The sequence below is a fragment of the Erwinia sp. JUb26 genome, assembly GCF_003751505.1.
GTDB lineage: Bacteria > Pseudomonadota > Gammaproteobacteria > Enterobacterales > Enterobacteriaceae > Erwinia.
The window spans coordinates 761,860-785,831 of sequence record NZ_RJVB01000001.1; the positions used below are offsets into that span (position 1 = coordinate 761,860).

Genomic DNA, 23,972 nt, shown 5'->3' on the forward strand with positions numbered 1-23,972 from the left:
CGTTCATTAGCTGAGGTCAGGGCAGGTTTCTTGCCCTGACCTTTTGTAAGCGTCGGAGGGTAATGGCGCAGGCGCCGGTGTGCGCATCCTCAATATGTTCGCGCATCAGGCCTTTCGCCCGCTCCTTCTCCCGGTTTTCTATCGCCTCCAGCAGTTCCGCGTGCTCTGAGTAGGTTTGTGCAATGCGCACGTCATATTCAAAATCCAGCCGCCGCATGATGCGTATCCGGTCGGTGATATTGCTCAGGATGGCCGTCAGCTCGCGGTTGCCCACGGCCTCGGTCAGCGCAATATGGAACTGTTCATCCATGGTGGCAATTTTCTCCCCGGCCTGCTCCTGCTGTTCTGGCGGAATGATCCACAGCGCCCTGAGCCTGGCCAGCACGCTGCGGTCAATTTTCACCGAATCGGAGCTGCACAGGCGCGCCACCGTATCCATCTCAATCAGGATGCGGGTGGCATAGAGATCTTCGTAAACGTCAAAATCAATCGGGCAAACCTCCCAGCCGTTACGGAAGCAGCGCCGGATCAGATCGTCGTTCTGCAGGGTCAGCAGCGCCTCGCGCACCGGCGTGCGGGAACACCCCAGGCGGCTGGCGATATCCACTTCGGTGAACCGGTCACCCGGCATCAGAATAAACTCATAAATCTCCTGCCTGAGCTGACGATAAACCCGGACAGAATGCGGAAGAAGCCTGGTCAGTTCTGATGCCATTTTACCGATGTTCCTTACCCGTTGAGAAATGTGGGAGATTATTTCTGCGCGCGCATAAAGCGTGCGCGCCACGGTTTCAGTACCCACAACGCCAGGGCGGCGGTGATAAAGTCGAAGGTAATCGCGCAGCCAAATACCAGATGCCAGTTATGGGTGTGCTGATACATCAGCGCAGCCAGCGGGCCGCCAAAGATTGAGCCGATGCCCTGCGAAATATACAGCCAGCCGTAGTTCGCTGAAGCGTTCTCACTGCCGAAGGTGTCGGTCAGCGTGGACGGGAACAGCGAGAAGATTTCACCCCAGCCGAAGAACACCACGCCGGAAAGCAGCACGAACAGCAGCGGATCTTCGCGGCAGGCCAGCCACAGCGTCATCGCCACGCCTTCCAGCGCGAAGGCAATAAACATGGTGTTTTCGCGGCCGTAGCGGTCGGAGATAAAGCCGAAAAGCGGGCGCGTCAGGCCGTTAGTGAAGCGGTCGATGGTCAGCGCCAGCGGCAGCGCGGCCATCCCAAAAATCACCGCCTTGCTGATGCCGAAGTCCTCGGCAAAAATCGCCATCTGCGAGGTGACCATCAGCCCTGAGGTCGACATCATGGTCATCATCATAAACATCAGCCAGAACAGCGGCTGGCGCAGCATTTCACCGGATTTGAACTGGCGCTGGCCCTGCACAGGCGATGGGGTTTTACTGACCGGCGCCATTACGCTGTTTTCAGGCAGCCGCAGCCCCTGACTGGCGAGGAAACCGACAGCGGCGAAGATCAGGCCAAACAGGGTCATCGTCTGTTCCAGCCCGTAGCTACCGAGTGAAATGGAAATCGGGAAGGTGGTGAAAATCGCCCCCATGCCGTAACCCGCCGCCACGGTTCCGGCGGCAAAACCGCGCTGCTGTGGGAACCACTTCATCACCAGCCCCACCACGCCGATATAAACAATGCCGGTGCCCAGCCCGCCGAGGCAGCCATACACCAGATACAGCGAGGCCAGGCTGTCCACCCTGGCGGCGATCACCCAGCTGAAACCGGCCATCAGCGTACCGATGGAGATCAGCAGGCGGGGGCCAAAGCGTTCAACCAACCTTCCCTGGAACGGTGAGAAAAAGGTTTGCAGAATAATCAGCAGTGAGAACGTCACCTGTACTTCGGCCAGCCCGACGCCGAGTTTGGCGATCATCGGCTTAGTCAACAGCGTCCAGACGTACTGCGGGCTGGATATCGCCGCCATACAGAGTAGTCCAAGCAGGAGCTGAACCCACTTACTGTGTTTCGCTATTACCACCGGTTCGCTTATCGAGGTCATTGATCTCTCTCCAAAATTACGCTCTGTTATCCCGCCGTGGTCTGGCCACTTTTTTCGCGGGCGCTCATGTTTTACTTCGCACACATCCCAATCGATACCTGTTGGTGCCCAATCCCCGATGTCTTCATCGGGATACACCACTGTGTATACAGAGCGATAAAGCATGAAGCGTGCCAGATTTAAAAAGTGATTAAAATCAGTAAGAAAGAGATTTCATAGCGGGATAAGTGTGATGCAGTGCAAAAATTTGGTGCGCAATGATGGTGCGAAGGAAACAGTTTCGCTGATTTACCCGGCACGGTGGTTTATGCCGCCCCGGCACAGCCTGTTGAAACTGTGTTAATCTGTGCGGAATAACGTTTAGCGTGGACAGTGATGGGATGTCGATTCAGAAAATTGCGCGCCTTGCCGGTGTATCCGTAGCCACCGTTTCCCGCGTGCTCAACAACCAGGGCACGGTTAAACCGCAGAATCGCGAGCGCGTGCTTCACGCGATCAAAGAGAGCAACTACCAGCCTAACCTGCTCGCCCGCCAGCTGCGCACCGCCCGCAGCAATATGCTGCTGGTGATGGTGTCTAATATCAGCAATCCGTTTTGCGCCGACGTGGTGAAAGGCATAGAGGCCGAGGCGGAAAGCAACGGCTATCGCATTCTGCTGTGCAACTCCGGTTCAGACGTCACGCGTTCGCAGTCCAGCCTGCAGCTGCTTTCCGGCAAGATGGTTGACGGGGTGATCACCATGGATGCCATCTCCGCCCTGCCGCAGCTCAGCACGCTGATTGCCGATGCGCCCTGGGTGCAGTGCGCGGAATATGATGAAGACTCGTCGGTTTCCAGCGTGGGCATCGACGACTATCAGGCATCGCGCTTTGTGGTCGCTCAGTTTATCGACAGTGGCCGCCAGAGCGTGGCAATGATCAATCACGATCTGACCTATAAATACGCCCGCCAGCGCGAACAGGGCTATCGCGACGGGCTGCAGGAACATCAGCTCGACGGTTTCCCGGTAGAGTACGCCGCGGAATTAAGCTTTAACGCCGGTAAAGCTGCGATGCAGAATCTTCTGGCCCAGCCGGTGAGGCCCGATGCGGTATTCGCGATTTCCGATACGCTGGCCGCCGGGGCGATTCGCGCTATTGATGAAGCCGGTCTGCGCATCCCGCAGGATATTGCGGTAATTGGCTTTGACGGCACCGAACTGGGTGAGATGACCTCGCCGCAGCTTTCCACCATCGAACAGCCCTCGCATCAGATTGGTCGCCAGGCGGTGACGCTGCTGCTGAATAAGATTAACGACCCGTCCGGGCCACCGGAAAGATCGCGGCTGGCGTGGCGGTTTGTTCAGCGGCTTTCAAGTTAAGAAAATTCGGGCCGGAAAGGTTAAAACTCCGGCTTCGATGCCGATCTTATTGACGCTACCATTTGCAGTAACGTGCGAATATAACAATCATAATGATGGCAAATACCCCGATCGGCCAGACAGGACTGCCAGGGAATAAATAGCCCTGAAGCAGCGCGAAAATAATCGTGAGAATCACTGGGCCATACAGTGATGAAAAAAATTTTAATTGCCACAGTAGAAATCTCTTCAGGTATTTAATCATGCTTATCGAATCATCCGCGTAATGATGTTTGCTATAGCAGAATCAGATATCCCACTTCCTTGAAGTGCTCCCGCCCGCTCGAAAATCGGTTCTATCAAAAAATACATCATTTCCAGTTGTTGCATGTACAGTGAAAAGTAATAAGCTGGATATTGAAAACTGAGACGCCGTGCACTGTCAGCAGCTTTCTGCACCAGACCATATGTAGCCACTATCCCGGCAACAGTTCCCGCCGTTCGCCCCGTAAGAGAGCTGAGTTGCAAATTTATATTCAGTCCAAAACGAACAGCGTTAGCAACAGCTAAAGCGTATCCTGCTCCTGTAAGAGTACTGGCCGCGATATGGACATTGACAGCCATAAGTGCCTTTTTGAGATATTCTAGTTGATCATTGGTTTTATATTTAAATATTTCATCAAAATACAATCTAATCATTTCACAGACAACGTCCCCATGCTGAATAATGCGAACAACGCCATCCCTGAAGCGCAGGTCCTCCATCTTCTGCTGCTGGCAAACATCGTTATACTCATCGGTGAAACAGGATGTGTAATAGAGAAGGCGGGTTGCACCCTTGCCTAAAATTTCAACTTGATTTTTGACCTGCTGTCCGACCGCTGAAACGGCACGATCGAGCTTTACTGCGAGAATTTTATTGGCCTGAAGGTAACTGATGACTTCATCGTTGTTGTACATAACCTCTCCATAATGATTTTCATTTATCCCTGACATTAAGAGTATGCTTTCTGGGTAAATTGAGATATTGCGTTTCTGTTGAAAGTCGCTGGATATCCAATGTGCCGTTTACAGTAGCAGCGATCGCTTTGCGTCCTGTGGCGTTTGCTGGCAAGGCAGAATGCGGAATACAATGTGACGTTCTGATCCGATCATCACCCTTCGCCTTGCAACTTTTCAGGAATCCAGCATGCAGACCGATAACAGCACCCTCAGCGATATCAACCTTATCAGCGAGTGGCTTTCGTGGGACGAACTGCCGACGGCGGGCCGCGTTGACGCCGATTTGATTGTGCTGGCCGGGCACGCGGTGGTGCCGGCGATCCTGGGTGTGATGCAGCTGGCGGCTGCCACCGGCATTCCGCTGCTGTTGACCGGCGGCGTGGGGCACTCCACAATCTTGCTGAAGCAGGCTCTGGCTGAGAACGTGTTAACCCGCAACGCTACCTTCAGGCAGCAAAGCGAAGCGGATATTTTCTTCGCGCTGGCGACTGACTTCTTCGCTATTCCCGCCTCGCAGCTTTACGTTGAGAATCGTTCGGCAAACTGCGGGCAGAACGCGGATTTTACCCGCGATTTGATTGCCGGGCTGGGACTGAAGGCGGAAAGCATCATTTTGTCGCAGGACCCGCTGATGCAGCGCCGCACCCGCGAAACCTTTGAGTTCAGCTGGCGGCAAAAAGCGATGACCGCTGATTTTGTTAACTGGCCGGTGTTTGTACCCCGCCTTGTCTCCGTGGCGGGCAGCACGGTGATTACCGGCGCGCAGAGCGCGGGGATCTGGGATATTGAGCGCTTTATCTCAATGGCGCTGGGCGAGATGCGCCGCCTGCAGGATGATGCCAGCGGCTATGGGCCGAAAGGCGCCGGGTTTATCGGCCACGTAGTGATTCCACAGGGCGTGGTGGATGCGTGGCAGCGCATGACGCAGACGACGCTGGGCGAACTGAGCCGCGTCTGAGGGCGAATGCTCCGCAGAGGACTTCCTGAAACTAAAACCGGTGTGCCGAATTGCTCTACGGCACGCCAGTCATCCGATACATAATCCATCAGTCAATTTTATTCGCCGCCATCCAGCACGTTCAGGGATTCACCGGTGGCGTAAAACTGGCCGCCCGCGACATAGTGCAGGCTGCGCAAAGATGGGTCGGCGCGGTCGAAATGCCAGTGGCCCTCGCTGAATACCCGGCTGTCGGCCCATGCCCCGACCACTTCACCGATAAACAGATCGTGCGCCTGCTGGTTATGCGGTTCGTTAATCAACCGGCAGGCCAGCCACGCCGAGCAGCCCGTCACAAACGGCAGGTCGAAGCCATCAAACGCGAACAGCTCAACGCCGCAGTTCGCCAGTTTATCGGGCTCGTTAAACAGGCTGCGGGTGCCAACGGCGTGGGTCAGCGTTATCTGCGCCACCGTCGGCACCTGAATGACGAAGGTTCCACTCCCCTCAACCAGTTGGCGGGTTTTGGCAATTTTATCCAGCACCACCAGGATTTTGGCCGGGGAGAAATCCAGCCCGGTGGCCCAGGCGGCGGCCATCACATCTTCCACGCCATCATGGCGCGCGGAAACCAGCACCGTCGGGCCGTGATTGATCAGTCGATACGCTTTTTCCAGCGCAACGGGGGTAATAAATTCGTTCATGGATCCTCTCGGCGATCGGGTTGTTACGCAGTAAACAGCAGAATAGACCATCAGCCCGCTGCCTGTCGCGCTGACGTTTAACGGGCAGCACGGCGGGATAACTGAGAAAGAATAAGCAGAAAAACGGGATTCATTACGTCAGTGATTGTTTCATCGCTAATCGGAAACTAGAATAGCTATCAGATACTTAAATTCAGGAACCGTTATGCGAAATATTAAAATTCACTCGGCCGAGGGCATTGAGAAGGCGCGGATCGCCGGAAACCTCGCGGCCAAAGTGCTGGCGATGATCGGTGAACATGTGAAGCCCGGTATTACCACCGAGCAAATCGATGATATCTGCCACGACTATATCGTGAATACGCTGAAATGCGTCCCGGCCAATATTGGCTATCACGGCTACACCAAAACCACCTGTACCTCGGTGAATCACGTGGTGTGCCATGGCATTCCGAATTCGAAAAAAGCGCTGCGCGATGGCGATATCGTCAATATTGACGTGGCGCTGATCTGCGACGGCTGGTACGGCGATACCAGCCGCATGTACTACGTTGGCACCCCGTCGATTCGCGCTAAACGCCTGGTGGAAGTCACCTATCAGTCGATGGTTGCCGGGATCCGTACCGTGCGCCCTGGCAGTACCCTTGGCGACATCGGCGCGGCGATTCAGAAAGTGGCCGAAGGCGCGGGCTTCAGCGTAGTGCGCGAATACTGTGGCCACGGCATTGGGCAGATTTATCACGATGACCCGCAGATCCTGCACTACGGCATCGCGGGCCAGGGGCCGGAACTGAAGGCGGGAATGATTTTTACCATCGAACCGATGATTAACGCCGGGAAAGCGGCGGTCAGCGTGCTGGCCGATGAGTGGACGGTGGTGACCAAGGACCGCTCGCTGTCGGCACAGTGGGAGCACACCGTGGCGGTCACAGAGACCGGGTTTGATTTACTGACCCCGTGGCCGGACGGCACCGGCGATTACGAAGTGATTTAAGCCGCTTATTAATGAATTTTGCTCATTACTGCTATGTGAGTGGCCGCCTCAATCTCTGCGGTTAAATGGCCTATGATTGTCGGGTATCCGTTCGCGGGCGCCCGATTTTCATTTTATGCAGAGGAAACGACATGATTGATGTTTTTAAAAGCGGCAGCAAAGCCCCGGTTGCCGGACCCGCCGACTATTTCACCGGCGCGGTCACCATCAACGCCCCTTTCCAGGCGACCGATCCCGCCCGCGTCGGTGGTGCAACCGTTGCATTCAGCGCCGGTGCGCGCACCGCATGGCATACCCATCCGCTTGGCCAGACGTTGATTGTCACCTCCGGTCAGGGCTGGGTGCAGGAGTGGGATAAAGAAGCGCAGCCGATCGCGTCCGGCGATATCGTCTGGATCCGTCCCGGCGTTAAGCACTGGCACGGCGCGTCGGCGGACAGCGCGATGACCCATATCGCCATCGCCGAGGCCGAAAACGGTAAAGTGGTTGACTGGCTGGAGCACGTTAGCGACGAGCAGTACCCCTGATTTATCCAGAGCGCCTGGCTTCGGGCGCAATTCCTGCAACTGAGCAATCCTGGCCTTACGGGCAGCAACTGGCGAAGACGTTGTCGACATCAGTACGCTGTGCCGACACATTTTTCTCACAACTGCGCATTTATTGCCCAAAACAACCATCCCTTCAACTGTTTAAATAAACGGCCTTAGCACCTTTGCGTTTCGGTTGCTTAAAAGGCTGGTAGCTTAAGGCTATATCAACTACAGCTACTATATAATTTGGGAAACGATAATATTTATTGACGCTGATTAGCAGGGAGCGATGATGTACGGAAACGATGAAATCGTCAGTTATTTGCAGGCTAACAAAATTCTTGCACTAAATCTTGATCGTGCAGTTACCAGCCTTAAGATGGCGGTATCAAATCAGATTGAATCGACTGGCGCTGGCTTACAACGGGCATTATATTACACATCCTGCTTTACTGATGAATATCAGAACGTTTGCAGGCAACAAAAAAGGGAAGACATTCGATTTTCCAAAGGAGTTTATCATCTTTTACAGCATGTTAACATTGTGAGTAACATGCTTGAGATTTATTTCCAGGAAATATTAAAACACAAAACATCAGAACAACTTGAACATATCAAGAAAATACTAATTTCTGTGAATGTCCACATTGCAGCCAGTTCCCTGACAAAAGCAGGTTTTGCTTTAGCAGTTGCATCATCTGTTGCCATCGGCATGAATCTTAGCCTTGATATGAGTGCTTTAATTGGGGCAAGGACGACGAAGGTTTTAGTCGGATTCAGTTTATATGGCACCGTACAAAAAGCAGCAGATAGTGCGCAACGTCTTCATTTTACTTATCCCGCTTACTACTCCGCACTGTACACTCAAGAGTTAGAAATGATGTATTTCCTGATAGAACCTCTGTTTGATCGAGTTGGGGTGTTTAAAGCACAATCGGCATCGGATCGTGATATCGCAGAAATTATCACTCGTATGATTCGGTAATCATAATGAACTTTATCAAAAGAATTCTCAGGCGAACATTAAGATCCTCAGTTTCATACTATGGCCCTGCTGTACTAACTTTCATTTTTGCTGTTATTTTTTTGAAACTATTTCCCGATGGTCCCTTATGGCCTGTCCCTCTATTTTTTATCTTTATGGTTTTTTGCCTTTGATAACTAGAAAACTGTACGACTAAAACGTTTATATCACTAATAAGGAAATTACATGTCTACCCCCGCACATTTATGGCTCGATGATGAAAACGACTCACCCATTACTGGTAGTTGCATGATGCCATTGAGATTAGGATCTATTGAACTGAAATCATTCTCCCACGGAGTCACCATCCCTGTAGATTCAAGCTTTGGAAAACTTACTGGAACACGTGTTCATAGCCCTATCACAATAGTAAAAGAATTCGACCAGACTACGCCACTCCTTTATCGCGCGGTGTGTGAGGGAAGGACCATGAAGAAAGCGACTATCAAGATGTATCGCATTCTGGAATCAGGCACTGAAGCAGAGTATTTCAATATTATACTTGAAAACGTAAAGTTCACCACGGTTGCACCGTACCTTGCCCCTAACGTGATGAGTAGTACTCACCTGGAAACCCTCGAGTTACGATATGAGGCGATTACCTGGAAGTATACTGACGGCAATATTATCTATCGAGATTCATGGAATGAACGCTGTTGTGGTGCCTGATAGCAAGAAGAATAATCATCACCGTAATCAGAGATATCTTATTTTTACACTTCCTCTCCGCTGTCAAACTATCCGATAAATTTCTGATGAGAAAGAGATTAATAACGGCAATTAACAACATCCTCACCGTTATTATTCTCACCAAGCTTACTATGACAGCGGAATAGTTATGATTAAAAAAACCTTACTGGCCGGGATGTTTCTCTCAACATTAACCGGATGCTCCGTAGCAACCTACAGCCACAAACTGCAGGATGTGGAATCCGGTGACCGTGTTGGCATCAGTTTCGATAACCGAAATCTCGACTACATGCGCGTATATCCCAATACCGCAGAATGCATTAATCTTGACTCCCCCGACAACGGCTACACCAATAACGCGATCGGCTTTCAGACTAAATTGAATAACAAACTGCTTGGCTTCCCGGAGATCCCGGAAACGTCAGTAATGCGGCGCGAATTCTGGGTGAGCGCCAAAGGCAATATCGCCATCAGGATGATCGCCGATAACGGCGGTTTCCATACGGTTTCTTTTAAGCCGAACCTGAGTTCGTATTACTACGTCACCGGCTCGTATAAAACCGGCGAAGTGTTTGTTTATGAGGTGTATAAAACCGCAAAAGGATACTACGACAGGAAGCCGGTCACCGATTTGCAACTGAAGAACTGCGACGACGGCAGCTTCCGATTCCAGAAGTTTTAACCCTGCCCGGCGCCGCCGGTTTTAACAAGTGTGCTTTTAACCGGTGAGCCTTTCACCGGTGAAGCTCCCGGCATACCAGGCATCCATGACCTGCAGCAGTTTTTCCGCCTGTTCGGTGGTAAAGCCAAAGTAGCGCCCTCTGCCCTCGATATTCAGCAGCAGCATCGGCACATCTTCACGGGAATGAAGGTAATCGAATACGTAAACCACATCGCTGTGTTCAAACAGATAGCCAACGGCATTTCCCGCCTTGCGTTCAACCGTCACGCGTTTCCCGCCCACCCTGTTCGCTTTTGACCAGGTCACAAAATCGCGGATGGGCTGTGTCTGCCTTGCATAGTCATCCCGAATAAAACCAAAGTAGCTGGAATTTTGCGATGGGCTAAAATATTCAGCCAGTGCGATGCGGTTATTGTCATCCGAAATTTTGACATCAAAAGTGTAAGGTTCAGCGCAGGCGTTAAATTTAGTTTTAAATTCACAGGCGTGCAGGTCGTTTGCACGATATATCTCGTAATAGCGACCGACGGCGTATTTATGCATCGTGGAGCAGGATGCCAGCGCCAGACAGGAGATTAATAACAGTGATTGATTAAATACCTTCATTTTTCTTTCCCTGAGCGGTTTTCCTGATATTAAACAAAAGTACAGCCCGTCCCTGTAAGAGCCGTCTGAATTACTAATCATCAGGACAAATAGCCGGGTTCAGGATAAAATCAGGCCGGTAACTACGTCACCATTTCACTTACCGACTGGAAGGCCCGCGACCATGAGCACCCTGCCCGCTGTTAAAATTCAATACTGTTCCCAGTGCAACTGGATGCTGCGCGCCAGCTGGATGGCCCAGGAACTGCTGCATACCTTCAGCACCGATCTCGCCTCCGTGACTCTGGTGCCCGGCACCGGCGGGATCTACGAGATTACCGTCAACGATGAGGTGATCTGGAACCGTAAAACCGATAACGGTTTCCCGGATGCCGCCGAGATTAAGCGTCGACTGCGTGCCATTTGCTTCCCGGAGCGCGATCTTGGCCATATCGATCAGCATGCGAAACCTGCGGAGTAAAGCCTGAGTTTGCTGCTTCGGCCGGGTATTGCGTGCCCGGCTTTTCTTGCCATGCACGAGCACCTCACTAATCTGGCTACGGCTACTGCTACTGCTACTGCTTTTTCACTGCTGCGCTATCCCTTCACAATCATCTCCATAGAGATCGTCGGAGCGGCACAGCTGAGTTTTAATCGCTTGAATTCGCTGCGGGTTCGGATTAATGCCATATCCTCCTTCGCGATACATCGTAAATAAACTTTGAATGTAAGTCATGGCGCGGGAATCAGGGCTATTTCCCTCAGCGTAGACATCCAGCAGCGCCGTCGCTTTTTTATAATCTTTTGCCCAGGACTCCCCTCCCTGATAATAGAGGTCACCGAGTTCATAGCAGGAGAGTTTGAATTTTAAATCGCAGGATTTTTGCAGTAAAGCCAGCGCCTTTGCGCCATCAACAGCCATACCGTTCCCTGCCAGATACATCGAAGCCAGGTAATATTCACCGTTGCCGGGGTTAGAAGTGTTACCCGCTGCCGCATAGCGTTCGAAATACTTTCGCGCCAAAGCATAGTCTTCCGGTGCGCCATTACCGCGCTTATACATAAGCCCGAGAGAGAGCACCGCTTCCATATCGCCTTCTTCGGCCCGCTGCTGATAAACATCGAACACCGTTTGCGGCCGACGACTGGCGTTGATCGTCTGCTCCACGTCAGTAAAAAGCTGTTTATCCTCAGTTGAAGAAGTAGCTTTGCTCTTCAGGTAATAGGCAATAATGCCCAGCTGATCTATCGCCTCATGACTTCCCTGCTTTGCCGCCTTGATCAACCAGTACGCTGACTGCGGCATATCACGATCGTTTAAATACCGTTCCCCCAGCGCCAGCTGATATTTCACCACGCCGGATTCAGCCTGCTGAACAATATAGCGCTGCTTATTGTCTGCTTTGATTTTGTAGGTAAGCACTGAGGCGGCGGAAATAATAATAACGGCAGAGATAGCGAGGGTGATTTTTGAGCGGGGCTTCATATTTCAGTCCTTGTTGACAGAGACTGATGATGAATTGACCATGAAGGTCAGCGTCTCCGTGAGAAGTGAAAAACTACCCTCTGGATACCGTCTTGTACAGGATTATTAAAAAATTAAGATTATCCGCACAGTCAAAGTCTGTCGATAAAAGATAGAAATAAGAACGTTCTTAATATAATAACAAGTCAAGTTCAGGTGAAACTCTCAGTAATAACTCTTATTACGACACGCAATTAACTATTGCTATTTTTTGCCCCACAAAAAGAAACCCCGCATATAAATGCGGGGTTGAGTTTAAGTCGGCAATAACAGCGATTAGAAGTCGACGTTTACGCCCAGCTGGAAGCTGCGGCCCGGCATCACGGCCAGCGCATTATCATAGCCGTCCTGCGCGGTATTTTCCGTCAGCTCGCGGCTGCTGAGGTAATCCCAGTATTTGCGATCGGTCAGGTTATATACGCCCCCGCTCAGCTTAACGTTTTTGCTCACGCGCAGCCATGCGGTCATATCCACCATGCCGTAGCCCGGTACGCGCATATATTCTGCGGTGGAATCGGTGATTGGCGTACCCACGTTGGTGTAACTTTCGCGGTTGGTGGCTTCAGCCTGCTTGCCCTTAACAAAGGTGGCGGTCACTGCGGCACCGTAGCGCTGCGCCGGATCGTCCCACGCTACGCCAACGATCGCTTTCATTGGTGCAACGCTTTCCATGTCGATGTACTTGTCGCCGCTGTAGCTCGACTTCGACTGGCCTTTGCGGTACGCCAGACCCAGATTAGCGCTCAGGCCGTTAACCTCTTCAAACCAGGTGCCGAAGTTAAATTTAGTGCTGATTTCACCGCCCCAGATATAGGCTTTATCGCGGTTCTCAGCCTGATAGGTGGTGTAGATGTTAGACGGTACGTTAACGAACTTGTCCGGGTTCGCCGCACGACGGTAGCGGGAATAGGCAATAAAGTTCTTATAGCTGTTGTAGTACAGCGAGGTATTCAGCGTGACGCCTTCAACCGCTTCACCCTTCACGCCCCATTCGAAGTTGTTGCTGGTTTCCGTATCCAGATCGGTATTACCAATCAGCGCATACTGTGCAGGACCGGCATAGCTGGAGCCCAGGTTCCATGAGCCATAAAGCTGGCTGGCGTTCGGGAACTGCGCACCGCGCTTGTACTGAATATAGGTCATCAGCGTTGGCGTCAGATCGTAGTTGAAGCTGATTGACGGCAGTACCTGAGTATCTTTATTCGTTTTTCCGTACAACGTTTCAACCGAGGCGCCATTTAGCGCAGTGCTGTTAGCAGTCAGATTATCCAGGTTCTGCGGTTTAGTTTCCTGATGGGTAACGCGTACACCGGGCACCACCGAGAAGTTATGGCCGCTAAGGTCAAACTGGATATCGTCCTCTACGAATCCACCCAGCACCGTGGTGCGGCTGTCGCCCTGCGGCTTCATCACCACGCTGAATGGACCCGGTGTCGGAGACTGGCTGAACGGGCGTTCGGCATCGCTGATGCGGCCGTTCAGACCGGCACTCAGATTGTGGCGGCCCAGGGTTTTCGCCAGCTGCGTTTCCAGACCGTAGGTTTTCACATTGTAGTCGGAGTAGACGCGCTGCATGTTGCCGGTCATTTCATCCGGCATCAGCGTATTGTCATGAGCCTCGGTCTGCTGCCAGAAGGCTTTGGTCGTCAGACTGTCGACCCACTGGCTCGATGGCGTCCACTCATCTTTCACCGACGCGCCCAGGCGGCGGGTGTTGCTCTGCTGGTTGGCCGGACCGAGGATCGCAGAACCGCTGCTGTTCCAGCTGTCGTAGTTGGTGTGCTTAACCTTGCTGTAGAAATCCAGCACGCCGGTAAATTTATGCTCGTCGTTCGGCTGCCAGATGCCGGATGTTAAGACCGCATCGGAGTGCCAGTTTGCCGGGTAGGCATCATGAACATCGCTGTTGTTGCGCGTCTGCTGACCGTCGCGGCGGCTGTAGGCAATCAGGCCACGCAGGGTCTGATCGCCGGCGGCAGCGGTAATGCCGTTGTGCCAGCTGCGGCTGGAAGAATCGTAGTCACTCTGATAGCCGAAATAAGTATCTTTGCCCGGCTGCAGATAATCATCGGCAGATTTCGGCAGGAAGGAGACGGAACCGCCCATGGCGTTGTTGGCGTAGGAGGTTTCGGTAGCACCGGCAACGATATCGATCTGTCCGTAGACGTACGGGTCGATGTAGTCGCGGCCAATCCCGAAGGTGTTAACCCCCGCACGGCTGGCGTAGCTGCGGCCGGTGGCATCCGGCTGTGGAATGCCGTCAACGTCCAGCGCTACGCGGTTGCTTTCCAGCCCGCGGATGTTGTAGCCGGTGTAGCCGCCGCGGTCGAAGCCGCTTTTGCCGTCGGAAGAACCGCCGCTGGAACCGGTGGCGCCGATCGCCAGCTGGTTACGCATCACCGATCCGAAGTCATTGCTGCCACGCTTCTGCAGTTCATCGGCAGTAATCGTCGTTTTCGTTCCGGCAACTTTCTTAACATCCGGGGCAGTGACGGTCATCACCGGTTCGCTGTTTTTAACCGGTTTGACCAGATTCTGTTTCTGGCTGGTGTTAGCACTGGTAGCCACGTCGTTTTGCGCAGCAGGCGCTTCTGCGGCGTTAACGGCAGCGGTAAAAAACGTTCCCATGACGAGAGACGTCTGCAGTAATCCCCTGCGGGATGAAAATTTGAGCATGTCAAATACCCTGATCTATTTTATAGGTATTTGCCCGGCATCAGCTTCCTGTACAAACGGGTGTATAACGTAATTAAAAGGGTATTGCAGGTGAATCTTTATATTTTGCGACATCATATATAAATGATAACCATTATCAATCTCAAATTAATAATTATTTACAAATTGCTGCGGAACTTTTTCGCTGAGAAAACGTTGCATTGTCATTGAAGTGTGCTGGACAGCCGCTAATACGGATCGAAAACTATCAATAACACGTTGATTTATCGATATAATAAGGCGTAACTTTTCTTGGGCAGTTTTTTATCCGCGTTCAGAACTCACCAGACAGCGTTCCTGCGGCCTGAGCGCCTGTGTGAGCTTAAGGTTACTGACGGCTGATTAAGCCAGTGGCTGACAGACTGATTTATGGGCGTGTTGGCTGGCTGGTTACAAACGGTGAAGCAGCCAACCAGCCGATCGGGCAGGATTAACAGGAAATCAGGACGCAGCGAAATCCGTCAGCACCGCGCCTTCCATCCGGTAGCGCACCCATTCATCCTGCGGCGCTGCACCGATGCTTTTATAGAAATCGATGGCGGGCTGATTCCAGTCCAGTACGCTCCACTCCAGGCGACCGCAGCCCCGCTCTACCGCCAGTTTGGCAATGTGGCGCAGCAGCTGTTTTCCCGCCTTCTGGCCGCGAAAGCGCGGAGAAATATACAGGTCTTCCAGGTATATGCCGTTTTTCCCCAGCCAGGTGGAGTAGCTGGTGAAGTACACCGCATAGCCCGCCGGCACGCCGTCAATTTCACAAATCAGCCCTTCCGACTTGCTATCATCGGCAAACAGCGTCTGCTCAATATCCTGTTGAGTGGCAATCACTTCATGCAGCGCTTTTTCATATTCAGCCAGCTCGGCAATCATTGCGAGGATCAGTGCGGCATCGCGGCGTTCCGCGCGGCGGATAACAATTGTCATGGAAATTCCTGTCTTACATTAAGTTGATGGCGGGCAGAATAACCGTTAACCTCGGATGAATGAAGTGCATTGTTATCAATACATAGTGAATTTTATGCATCCAAATTTGCGTAGCCTCGACCTTAATCTGCTGCTGGTGTTTGATGCCGTTTACCGGCATCAGTCGGTGGCCCGCGCGGCGGAGGAACTGGCGCTAAGTAACTCGGCGCTCAGCCACGCACTCGGTCGCCTGCGGCGCCATCTCGGCGATGAGCTGTTCTACCGCGTCGGCCATGAGATGCAGCCCACCCTGTTTGCCACCGCGCTGGCCGAGTCGGTCAATAACAGCCTGTCGCGGCTTAATCAGAGCGTGCAAAAACGGCCGAGGTTCGATCCCACCACCAGCCAGCACGAATTTACCTTCGCGGTCACCGATTTCACGACCTTCAGCCTGTTTCCCGCGCTAATGGCCAAGATTCAGCAGGTGGCACCGGGGATCCGCTTTCAGCTGATTCACAGTGAACAGAAAGTGGCGCTGCACGAGCTGATGGCCGGACGGGTAGACTTTGCGCTGGGGTTCAGCGAGATCCACGATCGTCGCGTGCCGGACATTGAAGAAATGGACTGGATGGAGGATGAGTACGTGGTGATTGCCTCGCCGCGTTTTTTCCCGCCGGACCGGACAATCGATCTTCAGCAGTATATTGCCGCCCGCCATCTGGTCGTCACGCCGTGGAATGAGGAAACGGGTTATATCGACAGCGAACTGGCGCTGCTGGGGCTGGAACGTCACATTGCCCTACGGATGCCGTCGGTGCTCGGCGCGCCCTTTATCATCGCGCAAAGCCCGCTGCTGATGACGATTCCGCGCTATGCCGCAGAGCGCCTACGACACAGCGTGGAGTACGCGATCCATCCGCTGCCGTTTACGATTCCGCGCTACAAGGTCAAAATTTACAGCTGGCAGAAAAACAGCCAGCGCGACGCCTGCCGCTGGCTGCTTGAACTCTTACAGGGGCTGAAAAATCAGCCCGCGTGAGTCAGCTGCTGCTCGGTTTTATCCGCATAGCGGTTTTCACGCACCGGCAGATCCAGGCGCTCGCGCAGCGTGGTGCGTTCGTCCGGCTGCCAGTAGCCGCGCTCGGCAAGGATCGGCAGCACGTAGCGGGTGACATCCTCCAGCGCCTCGTTCAGCACCGGGCCGCAGATGATAAAGCCGCTGGCGCCGCCCTGCTCCACCCAGCGAATAAAGGTGTCCGCCACCTGCTCCGGTGTGCCGAAGAATTCGCCCTTCGGCAACGTGGTGCGATAGGCCACTTCGCGCACCGTCAGCTGTTCCTCTTTCGCCAGCCGCTTGATTTGATCGGTGGTTGAACGGAAGGTGTTTTCCCCCAGCGTGCCCAGTTCCGGGAACGGGCCGTCGGGATCGTACTGGCTGAAGTCATGATGGTCGAAGAAGCGTCCCAGATAGCTGAGCGCATCGTCCAGCGACAGCAGCGACAGCAGATAGCGATATTTTTCTTCCGCTTCGGCCTCCGTTTTGCCGACAATCGGCGTGATGCCGGGGAAAATGCCCGGCGTCGGTTTCTGCTGCGCGCGGGCTTCCGCGTCCAGTTTGTGCGCGTAGCTTTCGGCTTCTTCCAGCGTACGGGCGTTGGTGAACACCGCATCGGCGGTTTTGGCCGCCAGCGCAATACCGGTATCGGAGGCACCGGCCTGGAAGATTACCGGCTGGCCCTGCCGCGAACGCTGAATATTCAGCGGCCCGGCCACCGAGAAGTATTCGCCTTTGTGATTCAGCGCGTGCAGCTTCGAGGCGTCAAAGAATACGCCGCTCTGCTTGTCGCGGATAAAGGCGTCGTCCTCCCACGAGTCCCACAGCCCCTGCACCACCTGTAAATATTCTTCGGCAATGCGATAGCGCTCTGAATGCTGCGGATGCGCGCGGCCAAAGTTACGCCCCGATCCTTCCAGCGGCGAGGTCACCACGTTCCAGCCCGCGCGGCCGCCGCTCAGCAGATCGAGCGAAGCCACCTGGCGCGCCACGGTAAACGGATCGCTGTACGAGGTGGAAATGGTCCCGGCCAGGCCAATACGGTGCGTGACCGAGGCCAGCGAGGAGAGCAGCGCTATCGGTTCGAAGCGGTTAAGGAAATGCGGCAGCGACTTTTCATTAATATGCAGGCCGTCGGCAACGAATAAAAAATCCAGCCCGGCGTCTTCTGCCTGATGCGCCAGCTGGTGATACCAGTTAACATTGACGCTGGCATCTGCAGGCACGTTATGATGCCGCCAGGCGTTCATATGACCACCTGCTCCCTGTAACATCAGACCGAGTTTAATCCGGCGTGCAATCTGGCTCATAAGCTAACTCCGTGGTAATCCGTGGTAATAAGATATGCCTTCAGATTTCCATAAAATTGCCGCAGATTTAAATATCAATATTGGCTTTGCATTGCCGCTTTGTGTCTAACTCACTGGAAATACTGCCATGATCGTTCGCCCCCATCAGCACTGGTTTCGCCGTCTGTTTTCCTGGCGAGGCGCGGTGCTGTCCAAAATTCTGTTTCGCCTTGCCCTCAATCTGCTGATGTCGATTATTGCGGTGATTAGCCTGCAGTGGTACGAAACGCTGGGCGTGCATCTGACCACCGCGCCGTTCAGCCTGCTCGGCGTGGCGATTGCCATCTTCCTCGGTTTTCGCAACAGCGCCAGCTATGCGCGATTCGTTGAGGCGCGCACGCTGTGGGGAACGCTGCTGATTACCAGCCGTTCGCTGCTGCGCCAGGCGAAAGGCGCACTGCGTCGCGATCCGGCGGCGGTGGCCGAGTTCACCGCGCTACTGCTGGCCTTTAGCTGGGCGCTGAAGCATCAGCTGCGTGGTACCGACAGCAGCGACGATATCCGCCGACTGCTCCCCGCCGACCGGCAGGATGAGATACTCGGCAGCCCTTTTCGCGCTAACCGCCTGCTGCTCTCTCTGGGCGAGTGGCTGGCGCAGCAGCGCGATCGCGGCGCGATATCCGACCTGCTGTATAACGGCATCGACCATAATCTGAATACGCTGTCGCAGGTGCTCGGCGGCTGCGAGCGTATCAGCAACACGCCGATACCGTTCGCCTACAGCCTGATCCTGCAGCGCACGGTGTATCTGTTCTGTACCCTGCTGCCGTTTGCGCTGGTCACCGACCTGCACTATATGACACCGGTGGTGTCGATGTTTATCTCCTACACCTTCCTGTCACTGGAGTCGCTGGCGGAAGAGCTGGAAGATCCGTTCGGCGTCGATGCTAACGATCTGCCGCTGAACGCCATCTGTAACACTATCGAACGCACCCTGTGCGATATGAATAATGATCGACTGCCGCCGTCGCTGAAGCCGGACGACCGCTTTAATCTGATTTGAATCCCGGCAAACGATTTTCACCCGCAAAAACGGCGCGCAATGCGCTGTTTTTGTTCAAAGATTCGTATTTGCTGGCGCAGTGAGCAGATTGATGGTTTTCCATCATCAAAGCGGTTTCACCCCGTAATTCCGCTGTCTATAGTGAAATATCGCCGCCCGTGGCGAACCCATCCGCTTGTTGCCCTACACATAATAATCAGGAGCTGCCATGTTTCCGTCCTCATTACCCAAGGCCCGTACGCTCGACCCACACGCTGTTCCCTCGCTGCGCTGGGGTATTATCGGCCCGGGCTGGATTGCCGAGCGTTTTGCCCGCGCGCTGAAGGAGTTTACCTCGCAGCAGCTGGTGGCGATTGCCTCCCGCTCACCGGATCGCGCCAGCGCCTTCGCCAGCAAAATGGGCATTCCTCAGGCTTTTGGCAGTGCCGCCGAGCTGCTGGCCTCAACGGACATTGATGCGGTGTACATCGCCACGCCACACAACCATCACTATCCCGACGGACTGCAGGCGCTGAACGCCGGTAAGCACGTATTGATGGAGAAACCGCTGGCGCTGAATGCCCAGCAGGCGCGCGGCCTGGCCGAGTTGGCCAAAGCCAAAGGCCTGCTGTGTATGGAAGCGATGTGGTGCGACTTCCTGCCGAAATACGACATCATCTCGCAGCTGCTGGAGGACGGTGCGCTGGGCGATCTGCACACCCTGCTGGCCGACCACGGCGAGTTTTTCACTCCCGATCACCGTATTTTCAACGCCGACCTGGCGGGCGGCCCGATGATGGATCTCGGCAGCTATCTGATCGGCTTCAGCGTGAAGGTGGCCGGTGCGCCGGTTTCCATCCACGCGACCGGGCAGCAGGTCCCGGGCGGCGTCAACGGTCAGGCTTCGATGCTGCTGACTCACCGCAACGGCATGCATTCGGTGCTGAACACCACGCTGTTCAGCAACACGCCGTGCGCGGCGGTGATCGCCGGTCGCGATGCCACGCTGGAAATCGGCGGCGCATCGTTCTATGCGCCGGGACCGTTTACCCTGACATCAAGCCAGGGCGGAAAAGTTCTGCACTTTGATGAGCCACGCAACCGCTACGATCAGCTGTTCCACGAAGCGGTACACTTTGCATGGTGCGTTGGACAGGGTAAAACCGAGTCGCCGGTTCGCCCGCTTTCAGCCTCGATTGAGACGCTGGCGGCGATGGATGAAGTGCGTCGGCAGATCGGTCAGGTATTTAACGAAGAGAAGTAGTTTGAGCATCTGACAGACATCGAATAAAAGCCGCCTTCGTATCTGGCGGCTTTTTCAATGCCGGTAATGGCCGATTCACTGCGCAAAGGTATTTTTTGATGTCATGCCCTTTGCCGCGATCGTCATTGGCATATTACAAGGGAGTGGCTCTTTGTTCGACCGGCTGATGTTATTTTTTACAACTGCTCAACCTTGCAGAAGGTGCCGGTTTCCAGTGATTTCACCGCCGCTTCGGCGATCGCCTGTGCCTGTAGCCCGTCGTGCAGACCCGGCACCGAAACCGCTTCGCCGTTCAGCGAACGAACAAACGCATCCAGATGCAGATAATACGTTTCCTTCACGCGGTTGAACCAGTCGGCATACAGCGGTGGGCGGCTAATGCCGCCGGTGCTGTACAGCGTAGCCCCTTGCGGGCTCTGCGCGGCGGAGTCGGACATTCCTTTTGAACCCAGCACGGTAATGCGCTCGTCGTAGCCGTAGCCGGTACGGCGGGTGTTATCCAGCTGCGCCAGCGCACCGCTGCCCATTTTCATCATCAGCACCGAGGTGTCGACGTCGCCGAAGCTGGCGATTTCCGGCATCGCCAGCGCCGAGCCCATGGCCCCGATCGTCTCCACTTCGTCCTCCGTCAGCCAGCGCAGCAGATCGAAGAAGTGAATGGCCTGATCGCGCATCTGGCCGCCAGAGGTTTGCAGATAGCTCAGCGGCGGCAGCTCCGACGCACGGCAGACCATCTGGATCAGTTCCGCTTTGCCGATCAGCCCCTGCTGAAGATGCTGCTTCAGCTGATTGTGGCTCGGATCGAAGCGGCGGTTAAAGCCCACGGTCACCGGCACCGGATGCCGGGCCACCTCCTCCACCACCCGACGCGCTTTCTCCAGCGACAGGTCGATAGGTTTTTCGCAGTACACCGCTTTGCCCGCCGCCGCCGACGCGGCCAGAAACTCCGCGTGAGATGGCGTAGACGTCGCGATAAGAATGGTATCGATAGCGTCACTGTTAATCGCCTCCGTCACGCTGCCCACGCGGGCACCGTAGCGGCTGGCAATCTCATCGGCGCGGCTGCGATCCTGATCGGCCACCATCACCAGCTCGATATCGGGATGGGCCGCCAGATTTTTAGCATGTACCTGGCCGATAAATCCGGTGCCCAGCAGGGCAAACTTACGTTTCTGTACCATTTCGCAACGCCTTTATTGGTTAAACATCAGTGTTCGATTGCCAGGATAGCGCCAGTGAATATACTGGCTGAATCGACTTTTTGATGGAAATCCATCATGTGGAGGAAAGAGTGAAGAAGATCACGCTGGAGGCGCTGGCAAAGCAGGTTGGCGTGGGGGTCGCGACCGTCGATCGGGTACTTAACGAGCGCGGCGGCGTTTCTCCCGCCACCACCCGTCGGATTTTGCAGGCGGCGAGAGACGCGGGCCTGAAGCGTGTTTTACCGGATGCCCATCACCAGCCGTGGCAGATTGAACTGTTACTCAGCAGCAGCGAGGCGTTTTTCTTCAGCCAGCTGAGCCAGGATTTCAGTCATCTCGCCGGGCAGCTCGGCTATGGCCAGGTGACGCTACACCGCACGCTGATTGCCGAAGACAACCCGGAACTGCTGGCGGCGCAGATCGTCAAGGCCAGCGAGCAGCGCGACGGCATTATTGTTTTTGCTCACGAGCATCCGGCGATTTATGCCGCACTGGAGCACTGTCAGCAGAAAAAGGTCCCGGTGATCACCCTCGCGACCGATCTTCCCGGAGCTAAACGCCTGTGCCATGTCGGCATTAACCAGCTGCAGGCCGGTCGCACCGCCGGGCTGCTGATGGGGAAAATGATCCACGGACCGGGCGAGGTGATTATCATCAGCGGGCGCGTGGATTATCTGGCACACCGACAGCGTGTGGAAGGGTTCAGCACGGTGCTGGCCAGTCAGTTTCCACATCTGCGGGTCCATAAGGTACTGGCGGCTCTGGACGATCGCCAGCAGGTCAGCCGCCTGCTGGAACAACAGCTGTACGAGAGTAAAACTATTCACGGGGTGTACAACACCGGGTTGGGTAATCGCGAAATTGGCGAGGCGCTGGCGCGCTACCGGCTGCTCAACAAAGCGGTGTTTATCACCCACGAGCTGTATCCCACCACCCGCTCGCAGCTGGCGCAGGATGCTCTGGCGCTGGCGCTCGATCAGAATACGCGGGAGATGGCGCAGCGCTCTATGACGCTAATGCTGAAATATCTGGAGCAGCAGAGCGAACCGGACGAATACGCCGACGGCAAGATTGAGTTTGTGCTGTACACGCGGGAAAACATCCGCTGATTAACGCGGCGGCGGCAAAAAAAACCGCCATCGTTAGCCGATGACGGTTTGTCGATCTGAATGGAGCCGCGCTGTTGACGTTAATCGCAGCCCGGCTCAGGCATCCGGGCAGAAATTACATCTGCACCAGATTTTTGATTTTCACATCCGGATTGACGTCGGCCGCATAGTCAACGCCGTCCAGGCCGAAGCCGAACAGGTGCATAAACTCGGCTTTGTAGCCCGCAAAATCGGTTAGCTCGTTCAGATTCTCGTCGGTCACCACGGACCACAGACGAGTCACTTCATCCTGCACTTCCGGCTGCAGTTCTTTGTAGTCAGCGCGCAGACGACCGGTTTCATCCAGGATCGGCGAGGCGTTGTAAAGGCTGTCTTTGAACAGGCCGTAAACCTGCTCGATGCAGCCTTCGTGGGTGCCTTTCTCTTTCATCACTTTAAACAGCAGCGACAGATACAGCGGCATCACCGGGATAGCGGAGCTAGCCTGAGTCACCACGGCTTTCAGCACAGAAACGCGTGCATCGCCGTTACCGTGTGCGGCCAGGGTGTCGCGAATAGTCAGGACGCGTTTGTCCAGATCCTTCTTCGCTTCGCCGATAGAGCCGTTCCAGTAGATATCGTGAGTGATTTTCTCGCCCAGGTAGGTGAAGGCGGTGGTTTTTGCACCGTCAGCCAGCACGCCTGCTTCCAGCAGTGCGTCGATCCACATCTGCCAGTCTTCGCCACCCATGACCGCCACGGTGCCGTCGATTTCTTCCTGCGAAGCCGGTTCCAGCGCCACGTCGTGGATGGTTTCTTTATCGGTGTTCAGACCACGGGTGACCAGTGATTTGCCGATTGGCTTCAGGGTTGAGTTGAACACTTCACCGGTTTTCGGATGGGTACGGCGCGGCGCGGCCAGGCTGTACACCACCAGATCAACCTGACCGAGGTCCTGTTTGATCAGCTCAATCGTTTTCTGTTTTACCGCATCGGAGTAGGCGTCGCCGTTGATGCTTTTCGCATACAGGCCTTTCTCGGTTGCCAGCTCTTCAAATGCCGCAGAGTTGTACCAGCCGGCGGTCGCTGGCTTGCTCTCTTCGCCCGGGCGTTCAAAGAACACGCCCAGCGTGTCGGCGCCGCAGCCGAATGCCGCTGAAATACGCGCGGCGAGGCCGTAACCCGTTGAGGCACCGATGACCAGAACTTTTTTCGGGCCGGAAGCGATCTCGCCCTGAGCAGTAACGTACTCGATCTGTTTTTCTACGTTAGCTTTACAACCCGCCGGATGGGCAGTAACACAGATGAAGCCACGAATGCGTGGTTTAATAATCATGTCGACCTCAATATAGGAAACTTTTTCGGCGCTAGAATACCGCTTATGCCCTT

The 23,972-nt window shown here is 54.5% G+C and carries 23 protein-coding genes; 12 read left to right on the forward strand and 11 right to left on the reverse strand.

Annotated elements, in window-relative coordinates:
* Window positions 1-16 precede the first annotated feature (16 nt).
* Both EC836_RS03610 and oxlT read right to left on the reverse strand, forming a co-directional pair.
* The gene (locus EC836_RS03610; RefSeq protein WP_123330178.1) at window positions 17-715 is read right to left on the reverse strand and encodes a GntR family transcriptional regulator; all 699 of its coding nucleotides are present in this window, start codon (window positions 713-715) and stop codon (window positions 17-19) included.
* 38 nt (window positions 716-753) lie between these two features.
* A complete protein-coding gene (gene oxlT, locus EC836_RS03615; protein ID WP_123330180.1) occupies window positions 754-2,016 on the reverse strand; it encodes an oxalate/formate MFS antiporter in 1,263 nt (420 codons plus the stop codon).
* A 380-nt stretch (window positions 2,017-2,396) separates the two neighbouring features.
* Here oxlT and EC836_RS03620 point away from each other — a divergent pair, with 380 nt between their 5' ends.
* Window positions 2,397-3,377 carry a LacI family DNA-binding transcriptional regulator gene (locus tag EC836_RS03620; protein ID WP_123330182.1) on the forward strand — a complete coding sequence of 327 codons (981 nt, stop codon included), beginning with the start codon at window positions 2,397-2,399 and terminating at the stop codon, window positions 3,375-3,377.
* A gap of 246 nt (window positions 3,378-3,623) precedes the next feature.
* Here the strand turns inward: EC836_RS03620 and EC836_RS03630 are convergent, their stop codons facing one another.
* Window positions 3,624-4,316 (reverse strand): hypothetical protein, encoded by a 693-nt coding sequence (locus EC836_RS03630; RefSeq protein ID WP_123330185.1) that lies wholly within the window; start codon window positions 4,314-4,316, stop codon window positions 3,624-3,626.
* A 229-nt stretch (window positions 4,317-4,545) separates the two neighbouring features.
* Here EC836_RS03630 and EC836_RS03635 point away from each other — a divergent pair, with 229 nt between their 5' ends.
* Window positions 4,546-5,316, forward strand: a complete 771-nt coding sequence (locus tag EC836_RS03635; RefSeq protein ID WP_123330187.1) for a YdcF family protein — start codon at window positions 4,546-4,548, stop codon at window positions 5,314-5,316.
* 98 nt (window positions 5,317-5,414) lie between these two features.
* Here EC836_RS03635 and EC836_RS03640 read toward each other — a convergent pair whose 3' ends face one another.
* Window positions 5,415-5,999, reverse strand: coding sequence for a flavin reductase family protein (locus EC836_RS03640; RefSeq protein ID WP_123330189.1), 585 nt, complete (start codon window positions 5,997-5,999; stop codon window positions 5,415-5,417).
* 205 nt (window positions 6,000-6,204) lie between these two features.
* Between EC836_RS03640 and map the strand changes: the two genes are divergently transcribed.
* From map to EC836_RS03670, 5 genes are all read left to right on the forward strand, one after another.
* Window positions 6,205-6,993 carry a type I methionyl aminopeptidase gene (map, locus tag EC836_RS03645; RefSeq protein ID WP_123330191.1) on the forward strand — a complete coding sequence of 263 codons (789 nt, stop codon included), beginning with the start codon at window positions 6,205-6,207 and terminating at the stop codon, window positions 6,991-6,993.
* 131 nt (window positions 6,994-7,124) lie between these two features.
* Window positions 7,125-7,520: a cupin domain-containing protein gene (locus EC836_RS03650; protein WP_370346519.1), complete on the forward strand. Its 396-nt coding sequence runs from the start codon at window positions 7,125-7,127 to the stop codon at window positions 7,518-7,520.
* A 295-nt stretch (window positions 7,521-7,815) separates the two neighbouring features.
* The gene (locus EC836_RS03655; RefSeq protein WP_199735000.1) at window positions 7,816-8,508 is read left to right on the forward strand and encodes a hypothetical protein; all 693 of its coding nucleotides are present in this window, start codon (window positions 7,816-7,818) and stop codon (window positions 8,506-8,508) included.
* A gap of 225 nt (window positions 8,509-8,733) precedes the next feature.
* A complete protein-coding gene (locus tag EC836_RS03660; protein ID WP_123330195.1) occupies window positions 8,734-9,216 on the forward strand; it encodes a type VI secretion system tube protein TssD in 483 nt (160 codons plus the stop codon).
* Between the two features lie 169 nt (window positions 9,217-9,385).
* A complete protein-coding gene (locus EC836_RS03670) occupies window positions 9,386-9,919 on the forward strand; it encodes a hypothetical protein (protein WP_123330199.1) in 534 nt (177 codons plus the stop codon).
* Window positions 9,920-9,955: 36 nt separating this feature from the next.
* On the opposite strand, the gene EC836_RS03675 is transcribed toward EC836_RS03670, so the two are convergent.
* Window positions 9,956-10,525: a hypothetical protein gene (locus tag EC836_RS03675; RefSeq protein ID WP_123330201.1), complete on the reverse strand. Its 570-nt coding sequence runs from the start codon at window positions 10,523-10,525 to the stop codon at window positions 9,956-9,958.
* Window positions 10,526-10,688: 163 nt separating this feature from the next.
* On the opposite strand from EC836_RS03675, the gene EC836_RS03680 reads away from it, so the two are divergent.
* Window positions 10,689-10,985 carry a SelT/SelW/SelH family protein gene (locus tag EC836_RS03680; protein ID WP_105595663.1) on the forward strand — a complete coding sequence of 99 codons (297 nt, stop codon included), beginning with the start codon at window positions 10,689-10,691 and terminating at the stop codon, window positions 10,983-10,985.
* Between the two features lie 105 nt (window positions 10,986-11,090).
* Here EC836_RS03680 and EC836_RS03685 read toward each other — a convergent pair whose 3' ends face one another.
* The 3 genes from EC836_RS03685 to EC836_RS03695 form a co-directional block, all read right to left on the reverse strand.
* A complete protein-coding gene (locus tag EC836_RS03685) occupies window positions 11,091-11,990 on the reverse strand; it encodes a tetratricopeptide repeat protein (RefSeq protein ID WP_123330203.1) in 900 nt (299 codons plus the stop codon).
* Window positions 11,991-12,305: 315 nt separating this feature from the next.
* Window positions 12,306-14,705, reverse strand: a complete 2,400-nt coding sequence (locus EC836_RS03690) for a TonB-dependent receptor domain-containing protein (protein ID WP_123330206.1) — start codon at window positions 14,703-14,705, stop codon at window positions 12,306-12,308.
* Between the two features lie 480 nt (window positions 14,706-15,185).
* On the reverse strand, window positions 15,186-15,665 hold the full coding sequence (locus EC836_RS03695; RefSeq protein ID WP_123330208.1) for a GNAT family N-acetyltransferase: 480 nt from the start codon (window positions 15,663-15,665) through the stop codon (window positions 15,186-15,188).
* An 82-nt stretch (window positions 15,666-15,747) separates the two neighbouring features.
* On the opposite strand from EC836_RS03695, the gene EC836_RS03700 reads away from it, so the two are divergent.
* On the forward strand, window positions 15,748-16,683 hold the full coding sequence (locus EC836_RS03700) for a LysR family transcriptional regulator (protein ID WP_123330771.1): 936 nt from the start codon (window positions 15,748-15,750) through the stop codon (window positions 16,681-16,683).
* On the opposite strand, the gene EC836_RS03705 is transcribed toward EC836_RS03700, so the two are convergent.
* The gene (locus tag EC836_RS03705; RefSeq protein WP_123330210.1) at window positions 16,671-18,008 is read right to left on the reverse strand and encodes an LLM class flavin-dependent oxidoreductase; all 1,338 of its coding nucleotides are present in this window, start codon (window positions 18,006-18,008) and stop codon (window positions 16,671-16,673) included. The genes EC836_RS03700 and EC836_RS03705 overlap by 13 nt on opposite strands.
* A 127-nt stretch (window positions 18,009-18,135) precedes the next feature.
* Between EC836_RS03705 and EC836_RS03710 the strand changes: the two genes are divergently transcribed.
* Together EC836_RS03710 and EC836_RS03715 are read left to right on the forward strand one after the other, a co-directional pair.
* The gene (locus tag EC836_RS03710; RefSeq protein ID WP_123330212.1) at window positions 18,136-19,050 is read left to right on the forward strand and encodes a bestrophin family protein; all 915 of its coding nucleotides are present in this window, start codon (window positions 18,136-18,138) and stop codon (window positions 19,048-19,050) included.
* A gap of 208 nt (window positions 19,051-19,258) precedes the next feature.
* The gene (locus EC836_RS03715; protein ID WP_123330214.1) at window positions 19,259-20,293 is read left to right on the forward strand and encodes a Gfo/Idh/MocA family protein; all 1,035 of its coding nucleotides are present in this window, start codon (window positions 19,259-19,261) and stop codon (window positions 20,291-20,293) included.
* A 176-nt stretch (window positions 20,294-20,469) separates the two neighbouring features.
* Here EC836_RS03715 and EC836_RS03720 read toward each other — a convergent pair whose 3' ends face one another.
* A complete protein-coding gene (locus tag EC836_RS03720) occupies window positions 20,470-21,474 on the reverse strand; it encodes a Gfo/Idh/MocA family oxidoreductase (protein WP_123330216.1) in 1,005 nt (334 codons plus the stop codon).
* A 110-nt stretch (window positions 21,475-21,584) separates the two neighbouring features.
* On the opposite strand from EC836_RS03720, the gene EC836_RS03725 reads away from it, so the two are divergent.
* Window positions 21,585-22,604, forward strand: a complete 1,020-nt coding sequence (locus EC836_RS03725) for a LacI family DNA-binding transcriptional regulator (protein ID WP_123330773.1) — start codon at window positions 21,585-21,587, stop codon at window positions 22,602-22,604.
* Window positions 22,605-22,719: 115 nt separating this feature from the next.
* Here the strand turns inward: EC836_RS03725 and fabV are convergent, their stop codons facing one another.
* On the reverse strand, window positions 22,720-23,919 hold the full coding sequence (gene fabV, locus EC836_RS03730) for an enoyl-ACP reductase FabV (protein ID WP_123330218.1): 1,200 nt from the start codon (window positions 23,917-23,919) through the stop codon (window positions 22,720-22,722).
* Window positions 23,920-23,972 lie beyond the last annotated feature (53 nt).